The 16,434-nt window shown below is 72.5% G+C and carries 13 protein-coding genes; 8 read left to right on the top strand and 5 right to left on the bottom strand.

The genetic code is table 11. From position 1 onward, the window contains the following. The first annotated feature begins 102 nt into the window (after positions 1-102). On the top strand, positions 103-477 hold the full coding sequence (locus ACZ53K_RS08255) for an STAS domain-containing protein (protein ID WP_468832946.1): 375 nt from the start codon (positions 103-105) through the stop codon (positions 475-477). A 184-nt stretch (positions 478-661) separates the two neighbouring features. Here ACZ53K_RS08255 and ACZ53K_RS08250 read toward each other — a convergent pair whose 3' ends face one another. Next, complete coding sequence (locus tag ACZ53K_RS08250) at positions 662-1,843, bottom strand: sensor histidine kinase (protein WP_468832945.1); 1,182 nt, start codon at positions 1,841-1,843, stop codon at positions 662-664. Beyond that, on the bottom strand, positions 1,840-2,493 hold the full coding sequence (locus ACZ53K_RS08245) for a response regulator (RefSeq protein ID WP_468832943.1): 654 nt from the start codon (positions 2,491-2,493) through the stop codon (positions 1,840-1,842). The genes ACZ53K_RS08250 and ACZ53K_RS08245 overlap by 4 nt, the downstream gene beginning before the upstream one ends. A 530-nt stretch (positions 2,494-3,023) precedes the next feature. Here ACZ53K_RS08245 and ACZ53K_RS08240 point away from each other — a divergent pair. Further along, entirely contained in the window at positions 3,024-4,061 is a 1,038-nt protein-coding gene (locus ACZ53K_RS08240; RefSeq protein WP_468832942.1) for a M64 family metallopeptidase, read from the top strand. On the opposite strand, the gene ACZ53K_RS08235 is transcribed toward ACZ53K_RS08240, so the two are convergent. Next, a complete protein-coding gene (locus tag ACZ53K_RS08235) occupies positions 4,003-5,151 on the bottom strand; it encodes a hypothetical protein (RefSeq protein ID WP_468832941.1) in 1,149 nt (382 codons plus the stop codon). The two genes, ACZ53K_RS08240 and ACZ53K_RS08235, sit on opposite strands and share 59 nt — an antisense overlap. A gap of 329 nt (positions 5,152-5,480) precedes the next feature. On the opposite strand from ACZ53K_RS08235, the gene ACZ53K_RS08230 reads away from it, so the two are divergent. The 3 genes from ACZ53K_RS08230 (at position 5,481) to ACZ53K_RS08220 (ending at position 10,952) form a co-directional block, all read left to right on the top strand. Beyond that, positions 5,481-7,133, top strand: a complete 1,653-nt coding sequence (locus tag ACZ53K_RS08230) for a serine/threonine-protein kinase (RefSeq protein WP_468832939.1) — start codon at positions 5,481-5,483, stop codon at positions 7,131-7,133. A 262-nt stretch (positions 7,134-7,395) separates the two neighbouring features. Further along, positions 7,396-9,060 carry a succinic semialdehyde dehydrogenase gene (locus tag ACZ53K_RS08225; protein ID WP_468832938.1) on the top strand — a complete coding sequence of 555 codons (1,665 nt, stop codon included), beginning with the start codon at positions 7,396-7,398 and terminating at the stop codon, positions 9,058-9,060. 41 nt (positions 9,061-9,101) lie between these two features. Beyond that, on the top strand, positions 9,102-10,952 hold the full coding sequence (locus ACZ53K_RS08220) for a GMC family oxidoreductase N-terminal domain-containing protein (RefSeq protein WP_468832937.1): 1,851 nt from the start codon (positions 9,102-9,104) through the stop codon (positions 10,950-10,952). Between the two features lie 64 nt (positions 10,953-11,016). Here ACZ53K_RS08220 and ACZ53K_RS08215 read toward each other — a convergent pair whose 3' ends face one another. Together ACZ53K_RS08215 and ACZ53K_RS08210 are read right to left on the bottom strand one after the other, a co-directional pair. Further along, positions 11,017-12,054: an LPXTG cell wall anchor domain-containing protein gene (locus tag ACZ53K_RS08215; RefSeq protein ID WP_468832936.1), complete on the bottom strand. Its 1,038-nt coding sequence runs from the start codon at positions 12,052-12,054 to the stop codon at positions 11,017-11,019. Between the two features lie 850 nt (positions 12,055-12,904). Next, positions 12,905-13,270 carry a chorismate mutase gene (locus tag ACZ53K_RS08210; protein WP_468832934.1) on the bottom strand — a complete coding sequence of 122 codons (366 nt, stop codon included), beginning with the start codon at positions 13,268-13,270 and terminating at the stop codon, positions 12,905-12,907. Positions 13,271-13,548: 278 nt separating this feature from the next. Between ACZ53K_RS08210 and guaA the strand changes: the two genes are divergently transcribed. From guaA to ACZ53K_RS08195, 3 genes are all read left to right on the top strand, one after another. Then, positions 13,549-15,135, top strand: a complete 1,587-nt coding sequence (guaA, locus tag ACZ53K_RS08205; RefSeq protein ID WP_468832933.1) for a glutamine-hydrolyzing GMP synthase — start codon at positions 13,549-13,551, stop codon at positions 15,133-15,135. Positions 15,136-15,260: 125 nt separating this feature from the next. Then, on the top strand, positions 15,261-15,689 hold the full coding sequence (locus ACZ53K_RS08200) for a Uma2 family endonuclease (protein ID WP_468832932.1): 429 nt from the start codon (positions 15,261-15,263) through the stop codon (positions 15,687-15,689). A gap of 158 nt (positions 15,690-15,847) precedes the next feature. After that, positions 15,848-16,417, top strand: a complete 570-nt coding sequence (locus tag ACZ53K_RS08195; RefSeq protein ID WP_468832930.1) for a hypothetical protein — start codon at positions 15,848-15,850, stop codon at positions 16,415-16,417. Positions 16,418-16,434 lie beyond the last annotated feature (17 nt).

Here is a 16,434-nt window from a genome sequence, read left to right as displayed (position 1 = left end):
AGAGTTTCAGGGGAGAACGGCCGGGCAGTCGAGGCGGGAAGGGCGCATTCCGGTGGGTGCCGGAGGTGTCCCGTCCGCAAGCGAGCGAAAGGCTTCGAGCGCGTGTCGTTGAAGGTGGCAGAAGGCGAGCAGGGCCGCTGGGCCGTATTGCAGGTCTCCGGTGAGATGGACCTGGTCACGTCGCCGGCGGTGCGCCAGCACGTGCACGACGCGGTCGCGGACGGCCGCCGCAGCGTGGTGCTCGACCTCTCCGAGGTCCGGTTCTGCGACTCCAGCGGCGTCGGCGTGCTGATCGCCGCCCGCCGGCTGATGCGGTCCTGCCAGGGACGGCTGCGGCTGATCCTGCCCGCCCAGGGCGCGGTGGACGGCTCGCACGTCAACCGGGTGCTCGCGGCGCTCGGCGTGCGGCGTCTCTTCGAGGTCTACCCGGACCTGAGCACGGCCGTGGACGAGGGCGCCGCCCCGCTGTCCGCGTAGCCCCGCGAGCCGCCGGGGGCGAGGTTGTCCGGCGGTAGCGCTTTCCGCCCTGCGTGACCTGACGTAACGCATTGATTACTTACCGCACGTGAATTCCGGGTCGGAGTCCACCTTTCTGCTCCTGACCCATTCAACTCACCGTAAACACAGCGAGATCCCCGCCCCGCACCCTCACCACGTGTCCTCACCCCGCGTCCCGCGGGAATTCCGCCCGTACGAGAAATCCGCCGTCCGCCGTGTGCCCGGCCTCCAGCAGCCCGCCCAGGCTCTGGGCCCGCTCGCGCAGGCCGACCAGGCCGTGGCCGCCGCCCGGCAGCGCCGGAGCCGGTGTGGAGGCGTCCGGCGGCCCGTTGCGCACCTCCACCCGCAGCCCCCGCGGAACCACCGGCCCGTCCCCTCCGCCTTCCCCCTCGGGCCCCCGCTCCGCCCCCACCGCCGCGACCCGCACCCGTACCCGCGCGCCCGGCGCGTGCTTGCGTACATTGGTCAGCGCCTCCTGGACGGTGCGGAAGGCCGCCCGTTCCACGGCCTTCGCCCCGCCCGTCCCGTCCGGCACCTCGTGCTCGTAATCGACGTCCAGGGCGCTCATCTCGATCAGCCGCGGCAGTTCGGCCAGGTCCGGCTGCGGCGCCAGCTCCCGCGCGTCGGCGCTGCCGCCGCCGGCCGCCCGCAGGATGCCCACCATGTGCCGCAGCTCCTCCAGGGTCCGTACGGACAGTTCGCGGATCGTCCGGGCCGACTCCCGCGCGGCGTCCTCCCCGGTGCTCACCTGTACCGCCCCGGCCTGCAGGCTGATCAGGCTGACCTGGTGGGCGACCACGTCGTGCATCTCGCGGGCCAGCCGGGCCCGCTCGGTGGCCAGCACCCGGTCCGCGAGCAGCCGGTCCTCGCGGCGCAGGCTGCGGGTCAGGTCGTCGACGCGGGCGGCGAGTTCGCGGCGGGTGCGCACCAGCAGGCCGAGGGCGATGGGCGCGGCCGAGGTCACCGTCGCGTCGATCAGTACCTGGATGTTCTCGCGGTACGCGCCCGGGTCCAGGTCGGAGAGCGGGTACGGGAGGAAGTGCGCGGCGATCAGCAGACCGGCGCAGACGCCGAGCCGGGCGCGGCCCGGCCGGAGTGCGGCGAGGGTGTAGAGGGCGATCATCGGCGCGAACCAGATGTAGCCGATGTACAGGCCGGGCAGGGTGATCAGGAAGACGGCGAGCGGCAGCCGGCGCCGCAGCAGCAGCGCGGCGGCGGCGACCAGGGAGACGCCCGACTCCAGGCCGAGGTCGAGCCCGTTGACGAGGAACGCGTCGGCCATGGACAGCAGCATCGGCACGACGAGCGGTACGGCCCGGCGTATGCCTCCGGGGAGGCCGCTCATCGGGGGCCGCCCGGGACGAGGCCGGCGCGGTCCGCGAGGATCGCCGCCTGGACGCGGTTGAGGCCGCCCAGCTTGCCCAGCAGCGCCCGTACATGGTCCTTGACCGTGCTCGGCGCCAGGCCCATCCGGTCGGCGATCTGCGCATTGCCCAGGCCCTCGCCCAGCAGGGCCAGCACCTCGGACTCCCGTGGCGTCAGCGCCTGTACGGCACGGGCCGCCGCGGCCTGGTCCTCGGCGGTGAGGAAGCCGCCGATCACGGCCCGGGTGACGCCGGGGTCCAGCACGCTGCCGCCTTCGGCGAGGGTCCGTACGGCCCGTACGAGCTGTCCGGGGTCGGAGTCCTTGAGCAGGAAACCGGCGGCGCCCTCGCGCAGCGCGGCGGTCAGGTACTCCTGCGCGTCGAACGTCGTGAGCATGGCCACGGCGGGCGGTTCGGGAGCGGCGCGCAGCCCGCGCAGCACGGTCAGCCCGTCCACGTCCGGCATCCGGATGTCGAGCAGTACGACGTCCGCCGTGCTGGCCAGCACGGTGTCCACGGCCTCGGCGCCGCCGCAGTCCGCGACCATCTCGATGTCCGGGGCGGTGCCCAGGATCATCCGCAGCCCGGATCTGACCAGCCGCTCGTCGTCCACCACCGCGACACGGATCACCGGCCGCCCCTCTCTGCATCGCGTCCTCTGGCCTGCCCGTGCGTGGTGCACCGACCCCCGCCGGACGGCGGGGGTCGGTGCACGACCTGCGGAGGATGCCATGAGGCGGCGTCCGCGGGCAGAGTGCCTTTCATGCTGCACCACCGAGGGGGCCACAAGCCGTCCGGGCGGCGCAGCTCACAGTGACGGCCGCCGCGACCCCCACACGCGACGGCCGTCGCCGTGTCGGCCGGGCCACCTGCTTCCGGCCCTGACAGCGGCGCCGGTCCGCTCACCTCCGGACAACTTCTGCCCCGCCCGTTGCCTCCCGTCACTGCCGCCTCTAGGTTGTCGGCGATCCGCCGCACGCCCGCCCGTCGGGCGTCGCGCGGGCCACCCCCCTCGGAGCACGGCCCCACCGGGGCACGGCTCGGCAACGCTTCGGAGGCTTCTTCGTGCACAGACCCCGGCGTATCCCCACACCACCCGGCACTTCCATACGGACCCGCATACGGACCCGGGCGGCCTCGCGCCGCCGTACGGGAATCCGCGTGGCCGCCGCCGCGGCCGGCCTCGCGCTCGTCGGCGGCCTGGCCGCCACCGCCCCCACCGCCTCGGCTTCCCCCGCTGCCGCCCCGGCCTCCCCGCCCGCCGCCGCCGGCACCCAGCAGGTCGAGTACTTCACCCCGCAGGGCCACCCCCGGCACACCACCGTCCCGGCCGCCACGCCCAAGAGCCTGGTGAGCGCCCACCGCGCGCGCTCCAGCGCGGAGCTGGCCGCCGACGGCACCGTGACCTCGGTCATCCGCAAGGGCGCCACCGCGAAGAAGGTCGACGTCGTCATCATCGGCGACGGTTACACCCTCGGCCAGCAGAAGGACTTCCACGCCGACGCGAAGGCGAAGTGGGCGCAGATCTCCGCCGTCGAGCCGTACGCCTCGAACCGCTCGCTGTTCAACGTCTGGACCGTGGACGCCGTCTCCAACCAGTCCGGCGTCTCCGGTGACCCGTCCAAGGGCGTGGTCAAGGACACCGCGCTGGACGCCCGCTTCTGGTGCGACGACATCGAGCGGCTGCTGTGCGTGGACACCGGCAAGGTCGAGTCGTACGCCTCCAAGGCCCCGGACGCCGACCTCGTGATCGTCCTCGGGAACTCCGCCAAGTACGGCGGCGCGGGCTACAACGACATCACCTCGCCCGTGGGCTACGACGGCATCGCCACCGCCTCCTCCGGCCACCGCGACTCCGCGCAGGTGGCGGTCCACGAGACCGGGCACTCCCTCGGCAAGCTGGCCGACGAGTACGTGTACGACACCAACGACACGTACAGCGGGCCCGAGCCGACCGCGCCCAACATCACCAAGATGAGCGCCGCGCAGCTGAAGTCCAAGAAGGCGAAGTGGTACCGCTACCTGGGCAAGGAGTCGCCGGACGGCGGCAAGGTCGGCGCGTTCGAGGGCGGCGGGTACTTCCCGCGCGGCCTCAACCGGCCCACCAAGGACTCGATCATGCGGACGCTGGGCCGGGAGTTCAACCTGCCCGGCCGTCAGGCCATGATCGATGGCTTCCACCGCCATACGGGCCGCTGAGCCGGCTCTCGTAGGAGCCGTACGCACTGAACGAACGGCCGGTCGCCAGGACCACCACCGAGGTCGTGGCGGCCAGTTCGTACGCCGTCATCACCAGTGACATCGCGCTCTCGCCCGTGACGAACGGGCCGCCGAAGAACCCGGTGACGGTCAGCAGCACCACCGTCCGCACGGTCAGGTACAGCTCGACCGCGGCGAACACCAGCAGCGCGCCGCGCACATCGCGGTTGCTGCGGACGGCGAGCACGCCGAGCACCGCCAGGACGGTCACCGACGAGAGGGTGGTGAACTCGCCGGACTGGGAGAGCTGGACGGCTCCGTTCACGGAGCCGTCCACCGCTCTGCGCAGGTAGGTGCCCAGGTCGATGCGCTCCCCGGCCATGCCCCACGCCGTCCAGGCGAGCCGCGTGGCGGCCATGACGAGGAAGAGCACCCCGCAGATACGGGAGAGCCGGCGCCGCCACCAGGAGTCGGCGTCGGCGCTCGGCTGTTCGGCCGCCGCGGGCCGGGCGCCGCGGTCGCCGCCGTACCTCACACCCTTGGCGTCCGCGGCGTCCGCGCGGGCCGCGGCCGACGTGTCCCCCACCGCTCCCGCCCCCTCGGTGGCCCGGTGCAGCGACAGGACCACGACCAGCGCCGCCAGCAGCCCCAGGGTCCGCGTCGCCAGAACCCAGCCGCCGAGCGGTTCCAGGGCGTACGACTGCCGGTACCCGGCGTGGCACAGGCCGACCAGCTCGCGCGCGGACTGGGCCAGGATCACCCAGCCCAGCAGCAGCGCCCCCGTACGCGCTACCCGCCGCAGGGCCAGCGTGCCGGCCGCGACCGCCAGCAGTGCGACGACCAGGGCCCATTCGCCGGGCCCGAGCGCCCACATGAAGAAGGAGGCGCGCGGGTTGAAGAGCCCTTCGAAGAAGTCCCAGACACTGCCGTCGCCCTGGACGATCCCGTACACCGTCCACGCGGTCAGCGCGCCGCCGTAGAGGGCGAGGGCGGCCCCCGCCGTGCGGTACGCGCGCTCGTGCCCGGCCGCCGCCCGACCCGGGTCGGGACCGGGCCGGACGTCCACGGCACCGCCGTCCTGCATCACCATGTCCGACCCCCGATCCGCCATGCCGTGCCCAGAGCCCCTGTGCTGCCGACTGCCACTGCTCACTGCCCTGTTCCCGCTGCCGTGTGCTGTTGCCGCCTCACTGTTTCAAGGACGGCGGCAGAGGCGGCGGAGGTTCCCCCGCGTGTGTCGTGCGGCACTGCCGTACACGGGTTCACCGCGCCGCACCGCACACCGTCCGGCCTGGCTCCCCACTCCCTGCCCGCGGGCGCGCGCCCCAATCGTGCGCAACCGCCCCGTGCGCCTCTCGTACACCGCATACCTCCCCGACATCCGCCGCCGGCGCCCACCCGGTGGGGCAAGATGACTCCATGGGGAGCTTGCGGGGCGAGGGCCGGCTCATCGCCGGCCGCTACCGTCTGGGCGAACGGCTCGGCCACGGCGGCATGGGAACGGTCTGGCGCGCCACCGACGAGATGCTGCGCCGCCAGGTCGCGGTCAAGGAACTGCACCTGGACGACGGCCCGGCCGACGCGGACCCCGGGGTGCAGCGGGCCCGGGCGATGCGCGAGGCCCGTACCGTCGCGCAGATCAAACACCCGAACGTGATCGTCCTGCACGACGTCGTCGAACAGGACGCCCGCCCCTGGATCGTCATGGAACTGGTCGACGGCGGCTCCCTCGCCGACCGGCTGACCAGCGGCGGACCGCTCGCGCCCCGCGAAGTGGCGCGGATCGGCCTGGCCCTGCTCGGCGCGCTGCGGGCGGCCCACGCGCGCGGGGTCCTGCACCGGGATCTCAAGCCCGCCAACGTCCTGCTGGAGGAGGGGACCGGCCGGGTCGTCCTGACCGACTTCGGTGTCGCCCAGGTTCCCGGCGGTCCGACGCTGAGCGAGGCGGGCGGGTTCGTCGGCTCGCCCGAGTACACCGCGCCCGAGCGGATGGCGGCCGGCCGGCGTGCCGGGCCGGCGGCGGACCTGTGGTCGGTCGGTGCGCTGCTGTGCGCGGCGCTCAGCGGGCACTCGCCGTTCCACCGCGACTCGCTGGGCGGCGTGCTGAGCGCGGTCGTGCACGACGAGATCGAACTGCCGGAACCGGCCCGCCCGCTGCTGGCCGTGGTCCGCGGCCTGCTGGAGCGCGACCCGGACCGGCGGCTGGACATCCCGGGCACGGAACGGCTGTTGCGTGGATATCTCCAGTCGGGCCGTTCCCCCGAGACGCCGCCTTCCCCGCCGGCCGTCCCCGAACGCCCGGTGCCCCTGCCCGAACCGGGCCGTCCGCACGGCGTTCCGATACCGGACGCCCTCGCGGACCGCGCGCTGGCAGCCGCGGCCCGCCCGCACACAGGTCGAGCCCGCACCGTGCTCCTCACGAGCCTGGCCGGGTGTGTGCTGGCGGGTGCGGGCGTGGGCCTCGCGGCGCTGCTCCTCAGGGACGGGGGTGGCGCCACGGACGGCAGGCCCCGGCCCACGTATGCGCGTCCCACGCAGTCTCAGCCGTCACAGGAACGTTCGGGCAGTCCCGGTACGGCCACCGCGCCCCCCACCCCCGGCAGCACCGCCACCGCCCCGCCGGGCTACCGCATGGTGCGCGACCCGCTCGGCTTTGCCCTCGCCGTCCCCGACGGCTTCTCCCGCTCGTACGAGAAACCGCGCGTCTTCTACTACTCCGCGGGCAAGCGCCACCGGCTCGGCATCCACATCCAGAAGCAGTCCTCCGCAGGCCCGCTGGACACGATGCGCCGCGCCCACGCGGAAGGCCCCGACCGCTACCCCGGCTACCGCGACGGCACGGTCACCCGCGCCACGCACCGCGGCCGGCCCGCCGCCCTGTGGGAGTTCACCTGGGACGGCGGACCGGGAGACGGCGGCCCCCGGCACACCTACGACCTCAGCTGGGAGGAGGACGGCCGGACGTACGACGTATGGGTCTCCGCGCCACTCGCCGAACGCAACCGGGCACAACGGCACTTCACGGTCGCCCTGCGCACCTTTCACCTGGTGACGCCCGGTCCGGGCGGCTGATCCCGTGCTGTGCGCGGTGACGCCGGGACGAGTGCCACAGTCGGCGCGGACGGCGACGAGCTGTTCACGGACAGGGTGAAGTTCCCGAAGATCCGGGACATCCGAGTCCGGCCGGGGCGCCGGTCGCCGGACCGTCCCGTACGGGCAAGGCCGCAGCACAGCGGCCTTGTGGCCAGTGAATGCTGGCGCGATTGTGCCCAGTGCGTGAAAACTCGTTACCGGTGGGTACCCAAAGCGCCCCCCGCGTCATACGCTCGCCCGCATGACGGACTCGCAGGACACCGGAACCCGCCCCTCCGCAACCGCCGGCGACGCCCCCGCCGCCGACCGGAAGGCACCCGCCGGCGGCAACCCCGTCGCCCGCGCCGCCGCCGGCACCCGCAGCGCCGCCGACGTGGTCACCCCGCACCTGGTCACCCGCCTCACCCGCGGCGTGACCGGCAGCGGCCGGACCGCCAACCACACGCCGTTCACCGGCGAAAAGCTGGCGGACCTCCCCGAGTCCACCCCCGAGGACGTCGCCACCGCCTTCGACCGGGCCCGCACCGCCCAGCGCGCCTGGGCCGAGGTGCCCGTACGGCAGCGTGCCGCCGTCCTGCTGCGCTTCCACGACCTGGTCCTCCGCCGCCAGGCCGAGGTGCTGGACCTGATCCAGCTGGAGACCGGCAAGGCCCGGCTGCACGCGCACGAGGAGATCCAGGCCGTCGCCGTCGCGGCCCGCCACTACGGCCGCAAGGCACCCGCGTATCTGCGCCCCCGCGGCCACACCGGCGTCGTACCGACCCTCACCAAGGTCACCGAACTGCGCCGGCCACGCGGCGTCGTGGGGCAGATCGCACCCTGGAACTACCCCTTCGAGCTGTCCGTCGGCGACGCCCTGCCCGCCTTCGCCGCCGGCAACGCCGTCGTCATGAAGCCCGACACCGAGACCGCGCTGACCGCTCTGTGGGCCCGCGAGCAGCTCATCGAGGCCGGGCTGCCCCCGGAGGTCTGGCAGGTCGTCCTCGGGGACGGGCCGGTCATCGGCCCCGAGGTCGTCAAGCACGCCGATTACGTCTCCTTCACCGGCTCCACCCGCACCGGCCGCGAGGTCGCCCAGGGCGCCGCCGCCCGCCTGGTCGGCGTCTCCCTCGAACTCGGCGGCAAGAACGCCATGCTGGTGCTGCACGACGCCGACGTGGACAAGGCCGCCGCGGGCGCCGTACGCGGCTGCTTCTCCTCCGCCGGCCAGCTGTGCATCTCCATAGAGCGGCTGTACGTCCACGCGTCCATAGCCGACGCCTTCGTGGAGCGCTTCGCCGCCCGCACGAAGGCCATGCGCCTGGGCAATGCCCTCGCCTACGGCGCCGACATGGGATCGCTGGTCGGCGAACGGCAGCTGGAGACCGTCACCCGGCACGTGGACGAAGCCGTCGCCAAGGGCGCCACGCTCGTCGCCGGCGGCCGTCACCGCCCCGACATCGGACCGCTGTTCTACGAGCCCACCATCCTCGACGGCGTCGAGTCCCCGATGGCCGTGTGCGAGGAGGAGACCTTCGGACCGGTCGTCTCGGTCTACCGTTTCAGTGACGAGGACGAGGCCGTAGCCCGCGCCAACGCCACGCCGTACGGCCTGAACTCCAGCGTCTGGACCAAGGACGGCCGCCGGGGCCGCGCCGTCGCCGCCCGGCTGCGTACCGGCACCGTCAACGTCAACGAGGCGTACGCCGCGGGCTACGGCAGCGTCCAGTCCCCGATGGGCGGCATGGGGGACTCCGGCCTCGGCCGCCGCCACGGCTCCGAGGGCATCCTGAAGTACACCGAGGCGCAGACCGTCGCCCACCAGCGCCTGATGCCGCTCGCCCCGTCGTTCGGCATGGACGACGAGAAGTACGCGGCGTTCATGAACCGAAGCCTGCGCGCGATGAAGGCGATCCGCCTCCGCTGAGACACGGGCCTCTGAGCCCGCCCGAGAACAAGGGAGTGCCAGTGCCCCAGGACCACCACGCCCAAAACCGGTCCGAAGCGGCCGAGGACGGGTACGACTACGACGTCCTCGTCATCGGCTCGGGCTTCGGCGGCTCCGTCTCCGCGCTCCGCCTGACCGAGAAGGGCTACCGCGTCGGCGTCCTGGAGGCCGGGCGCCGCTTCACCCGCGCCACCCTGCCCAGGAACTCCTGGGACCTGAAGAACTACCTGTGGGCGCCCGCCCTCGGCTGCTACGGCATCCAGCGCGTGCACCTGCTCGGCAACGTCATGGTCCTCGCGGGCGCCGGGGTCGGCGGCGGCTCGCTCAACTACGCGAACACCCTGTACATACCGCCGAAGCAGTTCTTCGACGACCAGCAGTGGGGGCACATCACCGACTGGCAGGACGAGCTGAAGCCGTACTACGACCAGGCGCAGCGCATGCTCGGCGTCCGCCTCAACCCGACCATGACCCCCTCGGACATCCACCTCAAGGCCACCGCCGAGAAGATGGGCGTCGGGGGCTCCTTCCACATGGCGCCGGTCGGCGTCTTCTTCGGCGACGGCAAGGACACCGACGGCACGGCGAAGGCCGCCCCCGGCACCGAGGTCCCCGACCCGTACTTCGGCGGCGCCGGTCCCGCCCGTACGGCGTGCACCGAATGCGGCGAGTGCATGACCGGCTGCCGGCACGGCGCCAAGAACACCCTCAACGAGAACTACCTCCACCTCGCCGAGCGGGCCGGTGCCGCCATCCACCCGATGACGTCCGTGGTCACCGTCACCGAGGACTCCCGCGGCGGTTACGCCGTCGGCACGCTGCCCACCGACGACAAACGCAAGGGCAAGGGCCGCACCTTCACCGCCCGCCGGGTGGTCGTCGCCGCCGGCACGTACGGCACCCAGACCCTGCTGCACCGGATGAAGGACAGCGGCCTGCTGCCCCGCATCTCCGGCAGGCTCGGCGAGCTGACCCGCACCAACTCCGAGGCACTGGTCGGCGCGCAGACCGACGACCGCCGCTACCGCAAGGCGCACGGCGCACCGAAGGCCGACTTCACCCGCGGCGTCGCGATCACCTCGTCCATCCACCCGAACGACAGCACCCACATCGAGCCGGTCCGTTACGGCAAGGGCTCCAACGCGATGGGCAGCCTGTCCATCCTTCAAGTCCCGATCGCGACCCGCGCGCCTCGCGCCCTCGCCTGGGCCGCCAACTGCGTACGCCACCCGGTCCTGCTGCTGCGCTCACTGTCCAACCGCCGCTGGTCGGAGCGGACCATCATCGGCCTGGTCATGCAGTCCCTGGACAACTCCCTGACCACGTACCGCAAGCCGGGCGGCCTCGGCAAAGGGCTGCTCACCGCGCGCCAGGGCCACGGCGCGCCCAACCCGCAGCAGATCCCCGAGGCCACCGAAGCGGCCACTCTGCTCGCGCAGGAGATCAACGGCTTCGCGGGCAGCAACGTCGGCGAGCTGATGGGCACCCCGCTCACCGCGCACTTCCTGGGCGGCTGCCCGATCGGCGAGGACGCGGACCACGGCGTGATCGACCCGTACCACCGGCTGTACGGGCACCCCGGCATCTCGGTGGTCGACGGCTCGGCGGTCTCCGCGAACCTCGGCGTCAACCCGTCGCTGACCATCACCGCACAAGCCGAACGCGCCATGTCCTTCTGGCCGAACAAGGGCGAGGCGGACACCCGCCCCGCGCCCGGCCACTCCTACCGGCGGCTGTCCGCGGTGGCGCCGCGGCGCCCGGCCGTGCCCGAGAAGGCGTTCGCCGCGCTGCGGCTGCCACTGCTCCCCGTACCGGCCGTCCCGCCGAAGGGCTCGCCGAAGGCGGAGGCCGCGGCGCCGACGGAGAACTGAGAGCCGCTGCCACGGCGTACGGGCCGCACCGCTTCCGGTACGGCCCGTACGGTCCCCATGCCTCTCAAGCCGCGTCGGCGCCCTTGCGGCGGCGTACGGCGAACACCGCGCCCGCGCCGAGGGCGACCGCTGCCGCACCCGACAGCGCGAGGACCGGCAGCCCGGACGACGTGCCGGTCTCGGCGAGCTTGCCGGTGACCGGCAGCCGCACCTGCTGCTTCGTTCCGCCCTGCGGCGCCGGGTGGTTGGGGCGCGTGCCGGGCTTTCCCTGGGAGTCCGGCACGTGGCCCGGCTTGGTGCTGCCGGCGGGCAGGATGTCGAACGGGTAGTCAGCGGATTCGGAGAAGCCGCACTTCAGGTCCGCGTTCAGGTACCAGCCCACGCTGACCGCGCCACCGTAGCTGGCGGGCGTCTTGGCGTCGGCCTTCAGCCGCAGCCTGGCTTCCGCGTACTCCCCGGAGCGCAGGCCGTCGGCGTCACCGATCGAGGCGAAGTATCCGTCGCCCTCCTCGGGGCCCGCGACCGGCTTCCACCGGCCGCCGGCCGCGTCGAACCATTCGAGGGCCAGATGGCTGGACACGTCGTCGCTCGTCTTGTTGTCCAGCGCGAAGACCTGCGCGAACGCTTCTACGGACAGGATGCGCCCGGTGGAGATGTTGGTGGCGCGGTAGGTGAAGTCCACCCAGCCGGACCCGGCGACGATCTTGCTGGGCAGGCCGCGGAGTTCGGCCTTGACCGACCGCTCGCTGGACCAGTCCTCGCACTCCGGGCCGGTGGTGGGCGTGGTGGTCTGGGTGGTGGTGGGCGTGCCCGGCTCGGACTCGGTGTTCTTGCCGGGGGCCGCTCCCTTGGGCGGCACCGGCGCACCGGTTCTCGTCCCGCCCCCGCCCTGCGGCGGCTTGCTGCTCCCGCCGGGCGCCGGGGTGTCGGAGGGCCCGGTCGCGCCGGATGTCGGTGTCGGTGGGGGCGTGGTGGTGGCGGACGCGGTGGCCGTGGGGTGCTGCTCGGGTGTCGTGGCGTACGCGGCGGGGGCCGCCAGCAGGGCGGCGGGGGCTATGGCGGCCGTCGCGGTGACGGCGGCCAGGGCGCGGCGGAGCTTCATCGTGAAGACCTCTCGGTGCCGAAGTGCCGTGACCACGGCACGAGTTCGTGACAGGCCGTCGCGGTGGGGCGCGGGATGGCCGGGCGATTGCAGATACTGACCGGCTGTGACCGGAAAAGGTTGCACGCCTCGGCGCGGGCGCCATAAGTGGCCAGGCCCCCTCCATAGCGAAGGGCCCCGGGACGCCACCCGCGAGGGGGGTGCGGGCGGCCGCGGGGCCCTTGGCTTTCGGCGCCGGCGTCAGGGCAGCGTCGGCGCCGAGGGGGCGGCGCCGGGGGGATGGCGCCGCTGGCTCTCAAGTTGTCCGGGGGTGGGCCCCCGCGATCACGGCCTCGGCCGTCTGCCGGCGCCGGTGGCTCCGGTGCCCGTATGCCGTACGGCGGTCCGGACCGCCGACGGTCGCCGTGGCCCGCTCGGGGCACGGCGTGCCGCATTCACTGCCCAGCTACGGGCACGGTGTGCCGCTTCTGTGCATCGTGCTGGACGCGCCACATCCGGCGCAACCGTTTCGACCGGATGCGGTCGGTCCCAGGCGTCCCCGAAACCGACCGCCCCATCGGATGTGACCGGGCTGCTGTCCCCTGCTGACCGGCCACGACACCGCAGCGAGGTCCCACGACGCGGACCGCTCCAAGTCGGTCGGCGTCTCATCGCTCCGGCGGATCCGCCCACGGGCGGCGTCTACGCGTAGTCCTGCAGACCGCACCTGGCTGGCGTGGCATCCGGAACAACGAAGCCCGGCGGCAGCCGGTCACGGCGCCGTACGGGTGAGTCGGCCACGGACCTCGGTTCCGGCCGCGGACCCTCGTTCCGGCCACGGGCTTCCGGGCCTCCGGGACCCGGCCATGACTCAGATCCGCCCGCGGCACAGCTCCAGCAGCGTCATCGCGAGCGCGGTGCCGGGCCGGCCGAGCTGCCCCCGGTAGTGCTCCAGCACCTCCATCTCGCGCGACAGGTTCACCCGGCGCCCGCCCGACCCGATGCGCTCGCGCTGGATCACGGCCGAGACGGCCATCCGTTCCTGTACGAGGCCGATGATCCGGCCGTCGAGATCATCGATCCGCTCACGGGCGCCCGTGATCACACCGGCCGCCGCCTCGGTGCGCGCACCGGTGCCGGGCTTGGCCGCCACCGTGCCCGCGGCCGCCGCCGTGGCCTCGGCCACAGGGACCGCCGGGATTGTCGCCGGGTCCGTGACCGCCTGGATACCGCTCATGTCCGTCCCACACTCCTGGGGATCATGACCCCCGCAGCCGCCGTCCGTACCGCTCCGGCCCCGCCACTCCCGTCAAACACAGAGCGCCCCGGGCCTTGTCGGCCCGGGGCGCCTGGGAAGTCGCTCGTCAGATGATCAAGCAGCACGACCATGGCAGCCGGACGGGCCGGTGCCATAGGTAAAGACGAAGGTCAGCTGCTTGTACATGGCGCTCAGTATGAGCCCGTTAGAATCGAAAGTCCAACCCCTTGCACCACCACCGCCGGAAGGCCGCCGAAGTGCCATCAGCGTCACCTGCTGCCGCCCCCGACGTCGTCCTGGTAGTCGACTTCGGCGCGCAGTACGCCCAGCTCATCGCCCGCCGCGTACGCGAAGCCCGGGTCTACAGCGAGATCGTCCCGTCCACCATGCCGGTGGCCGAGATGCTCGCCAAGAACCCCAAGGCGATCATCCTCTCCGGCGGTCCGTCGTCGGTCTACGCCGAGGACGCGCCCAGCCTGGACCGCTCCCTGTTCGAGGCCGGCATCCCGGTCTTCGGCATGTGCTACGGCTTCCAGCTCATGGCCACCACCCTCGGCGGCACGGTCGACAACACCGGCTCCCGTGAGTACGGCCGCACCGACCTGCACGTCTCCAAGAACGCCTCGACGCTCTTCGAGGGCACCCCGGCCGAGCAGCCGGTGTGGATGTCGCACGGCGACGCCTGCTCCGCCGCGCCCGAGGGCTTCACCGTCACCGCGTCCACCGACATGGTCCCGGTCGCCGCCTTCGAGAACGACGAGAAGAAGCTGTACGGCGTGCAGTACCACCCCGAGGTGATGCACTCCACGCACGGCCAGCAGGTCCTGGAGCACTTCCTCTACCGGGGAGCGGGCATCGAGCCGGTGTGGACCACCACCAACGTCGTCGACGAGCAGGTCGCGGCCATCCGTGAGCAGGTCGGCAGCGCGCGGGCGATCTGCGGCCTGTCCGGTGGCGTGGACTCCGCGGTGGCCGCCGCCCTCGTCCAGAAGGCCATCGGCTCCCAGCTGACCTGCGTGTACGTCGACCACGGCCTGATGCGCAAGGGCGAGACCGAGCAGGTCGAGAAGGACTTCGTGGCCGCCACCGGCGTTCAGCTGAAGGTCGTCGACGCCTCCGAGCGCTTCCTGTCGGCGCTGGCCGGCGTCTCCGACCCGGAGCAGAAGCGGAAGATCATCGGCCGCGAGTTCATCCGGGTCTTCGAGCAGGCCCAGGCGGAGATCGTCGCCGAGTCCGGCGCGGCCGGCGAGCCCGTGAAGTTCCTGGTCCAGGGCACGCTGTACCCGGACATCGTGGAGTCCGGCGGCGGCACCGGCACCGCGAACATCAAGTCCCACCACAACGTCGGCGGCCTCCCCGAGGACCTGGAGTTCGAGCTCATCGAGCCGCTCCGCCAGCTCTTCAAGGACGAGGTCCGCGCGGTCGGCGCCGAGCTGGGCCTGCCGGACGAGATCGTCCAGCGCCAGCCCTTCCCCGGCCCCGGCCTGGGCATCCGCATCGTCGGCGAGGTCACGCGCGAGCGCCTCGACCTGCTGCGCGAGGCCGACGCGATCGCCCGCGAGGAACTGACCGCGGCCGGCCTGGACCGCGAGATCTGGCAGTGCCCGGTGGTCCTCCTCGCCGACGTCCGCTCCGTCGGCGTCCAGGGCGACGGCCGCTCCTACGGCCACCCGATCGTGCTGCGACCGGTCTCCTCCGAGGACGCGATGACCGCGGACTGGACCCGTATGCCGTACGACGTCCTGGCCCGCATCTCCACCCGCATCACCAACGAGGTCGCCGACGTCAACCGCGTCGTCCTCGACGTCACGAGCAAGCCCCCGGGCACCATCGAGTGGGAGTGACCCCCGCGTAGGTCCCCACCGCAGGTCAACGCCGCAGCCGTCGCTCATCAGTTTGAGCGGCGGCTGCGGCGTTCTCGGTGGGTACGCTGGCCGTACGGCCCGGAATCCCGTCCACGGGAGGACTCATGACCGCTGAGACCACACACCACTGGCCCGTGCCCCCGCCGGAACTGACGGTCGCGCGCGAAATGACCGTACTGATCGACGAGCGCAACGGCCCCGAGCCGGACATCACGGTGGTGCGGGCCGCGGCGGTGCGTCACTCGGACCAGACGCATTTCCAGGTGCGGGACGTTCTGCTCGCCGTCGAAGTCGTTTCTCCCGAGTCCGAGGCACGGGACCGCGACACCAAGCCGCACAAATACGCAAACGCGGGCATTCCGCACTTCTGGCGGGTCGAAAAAGCCAGGCGCGATGGCTACCCCGTCGTACAGGTCTTCGAGCTGGACAGGGAGACCCGCATCTACCGCTCCGTGGACACCTTCCGGGAGCAGGTGAAGCTGAGCAGCCCCTTCGGCATCGACATCGACCTCACCGAGATCGCCCTCCCGTGAGTGTCACACCGCGCAAACCCTTGGCAAATGGTGCCCCAAGTCGGTAAATGCGCTTTGCGGGCGTCACCACAAAATGTTGATCTTGGTCGGTACATCTGACGGAGGGCCATGTGTCCTCCTCCGACGGACTTGAACAGGAAAAACATCACTTTATGCGTATGACGGCACGTCAGCGGGCCAGCCTGGCCACGGCACTTGCGGCAGGAGCCGCACTCCTCGCCGCCGCACCGAACGCCGGTGCCGCCACCCCTTCCGGCCACACGCTGGACCAGGTGCTGGCTCCCTCGGGCAAGACCACCACCTTCGCCCGCGACACCGCGTGGACGTTCTCCAAGCTGAAGGGCGACCACCACCTCGCCGCGGGCAAGGACGGCAGCGTGTCCATCGAGGACGGCACGGGCGAGAAGCTCCTCACCATGACGCCGAAGCCGGTCCAGGACCTGGACGGGCACCTGCACAAGGTGACGTGGACGGTCAAGGGCAACACCCTGCACCAGCACGTCGACACTCCCAACGCCACGCTCAAGGGCGTTCTGGCGCCCGAGATAACGACGCGCGGATTCTGGGACTGGGCCAAGTGCCTCGGCAAGAAGAGCCTGGACACGGCCGAACTCGGCGGCGTCGCCGGCTGCGTGGCCGACCTGGAGACCGGCTGCGCCCCCGGAGCGGCCGTGGGCGGCTTCGGCGGCGCCGTGGCCGGTGCGGTCCAGGGCGCCCACAAGTGCTGACCGCCCCGGCGGAAGGC

This window comes from Streptomyces sp. NPDC033221 (assembly GCF_055577005.1).
This window is presented reverse-complemented; position numbering and strand designations above follow the sequence as displayed.

Excerpts from the sequence above, each read along its gene's own strand:
- ACZ53K_RS08235 (WP_468832941.1), bottom strand. The coding sequence starts at position 5,151 with ATGGTGATGCAGGACGGCGGTGCCGTGGACGTCCGGCCCGGTCCCGAC.
- ACZ53K_RS08210 (WP_468832934.1), bottom strand. The coding sequence starts at position 13,270 with ATGAGCGGTATCCAGGCGGTCACGGACCCGGCGACAATCCCGGCGGTC.
- ACZ53K_RS08200 (WP_468832932.1), top strand. The coding sequence starts at position 15,261 with ATGACCGCTGAGACCACACACCACTGGCCCGTGCCCCCGCCGGAACTG.
- ACZ53K_RS08195 (WP_468832930.1), top strand. The coding sequence starts at position 15,848 with ATGACGGCACGTCAGCGGGCCAGCCTGGCCACGGCACTTGCGGCAGGA.
- ACZ53K_RS08230 (WP_468832939.1), top strand. The coding sequence starts at position 5,481 with ATGGGGAGCTTGCGGGGCGAGGGCCGGCTCATCGCCGGCCGCTACCGT.
- ACZ53K_RS08215 (WP_468832936.1), bottom strand. The coding sequence starts at position 12,054 with ATGAAGCTCCGCCGCGCCCTGGCCGCCGTCACCGCGACGGCCGCCATA.
- ACZ53K_RS08250 (WP_468832945.1), bottom strand. The coding sequence starts at position 1,843 with ATGAGCGGCCTCCCCGGAGGCATACGCCGGGCCGTACCGCTCGTCGTG.
- ACZ53K_RS08225 (WP_468832938.1), top strand. The coding sequence starts at position 7,396 with ATGACGGACTCGCAGGACACCGGAACCCGCCCCTCCGCAACCGCCGGC.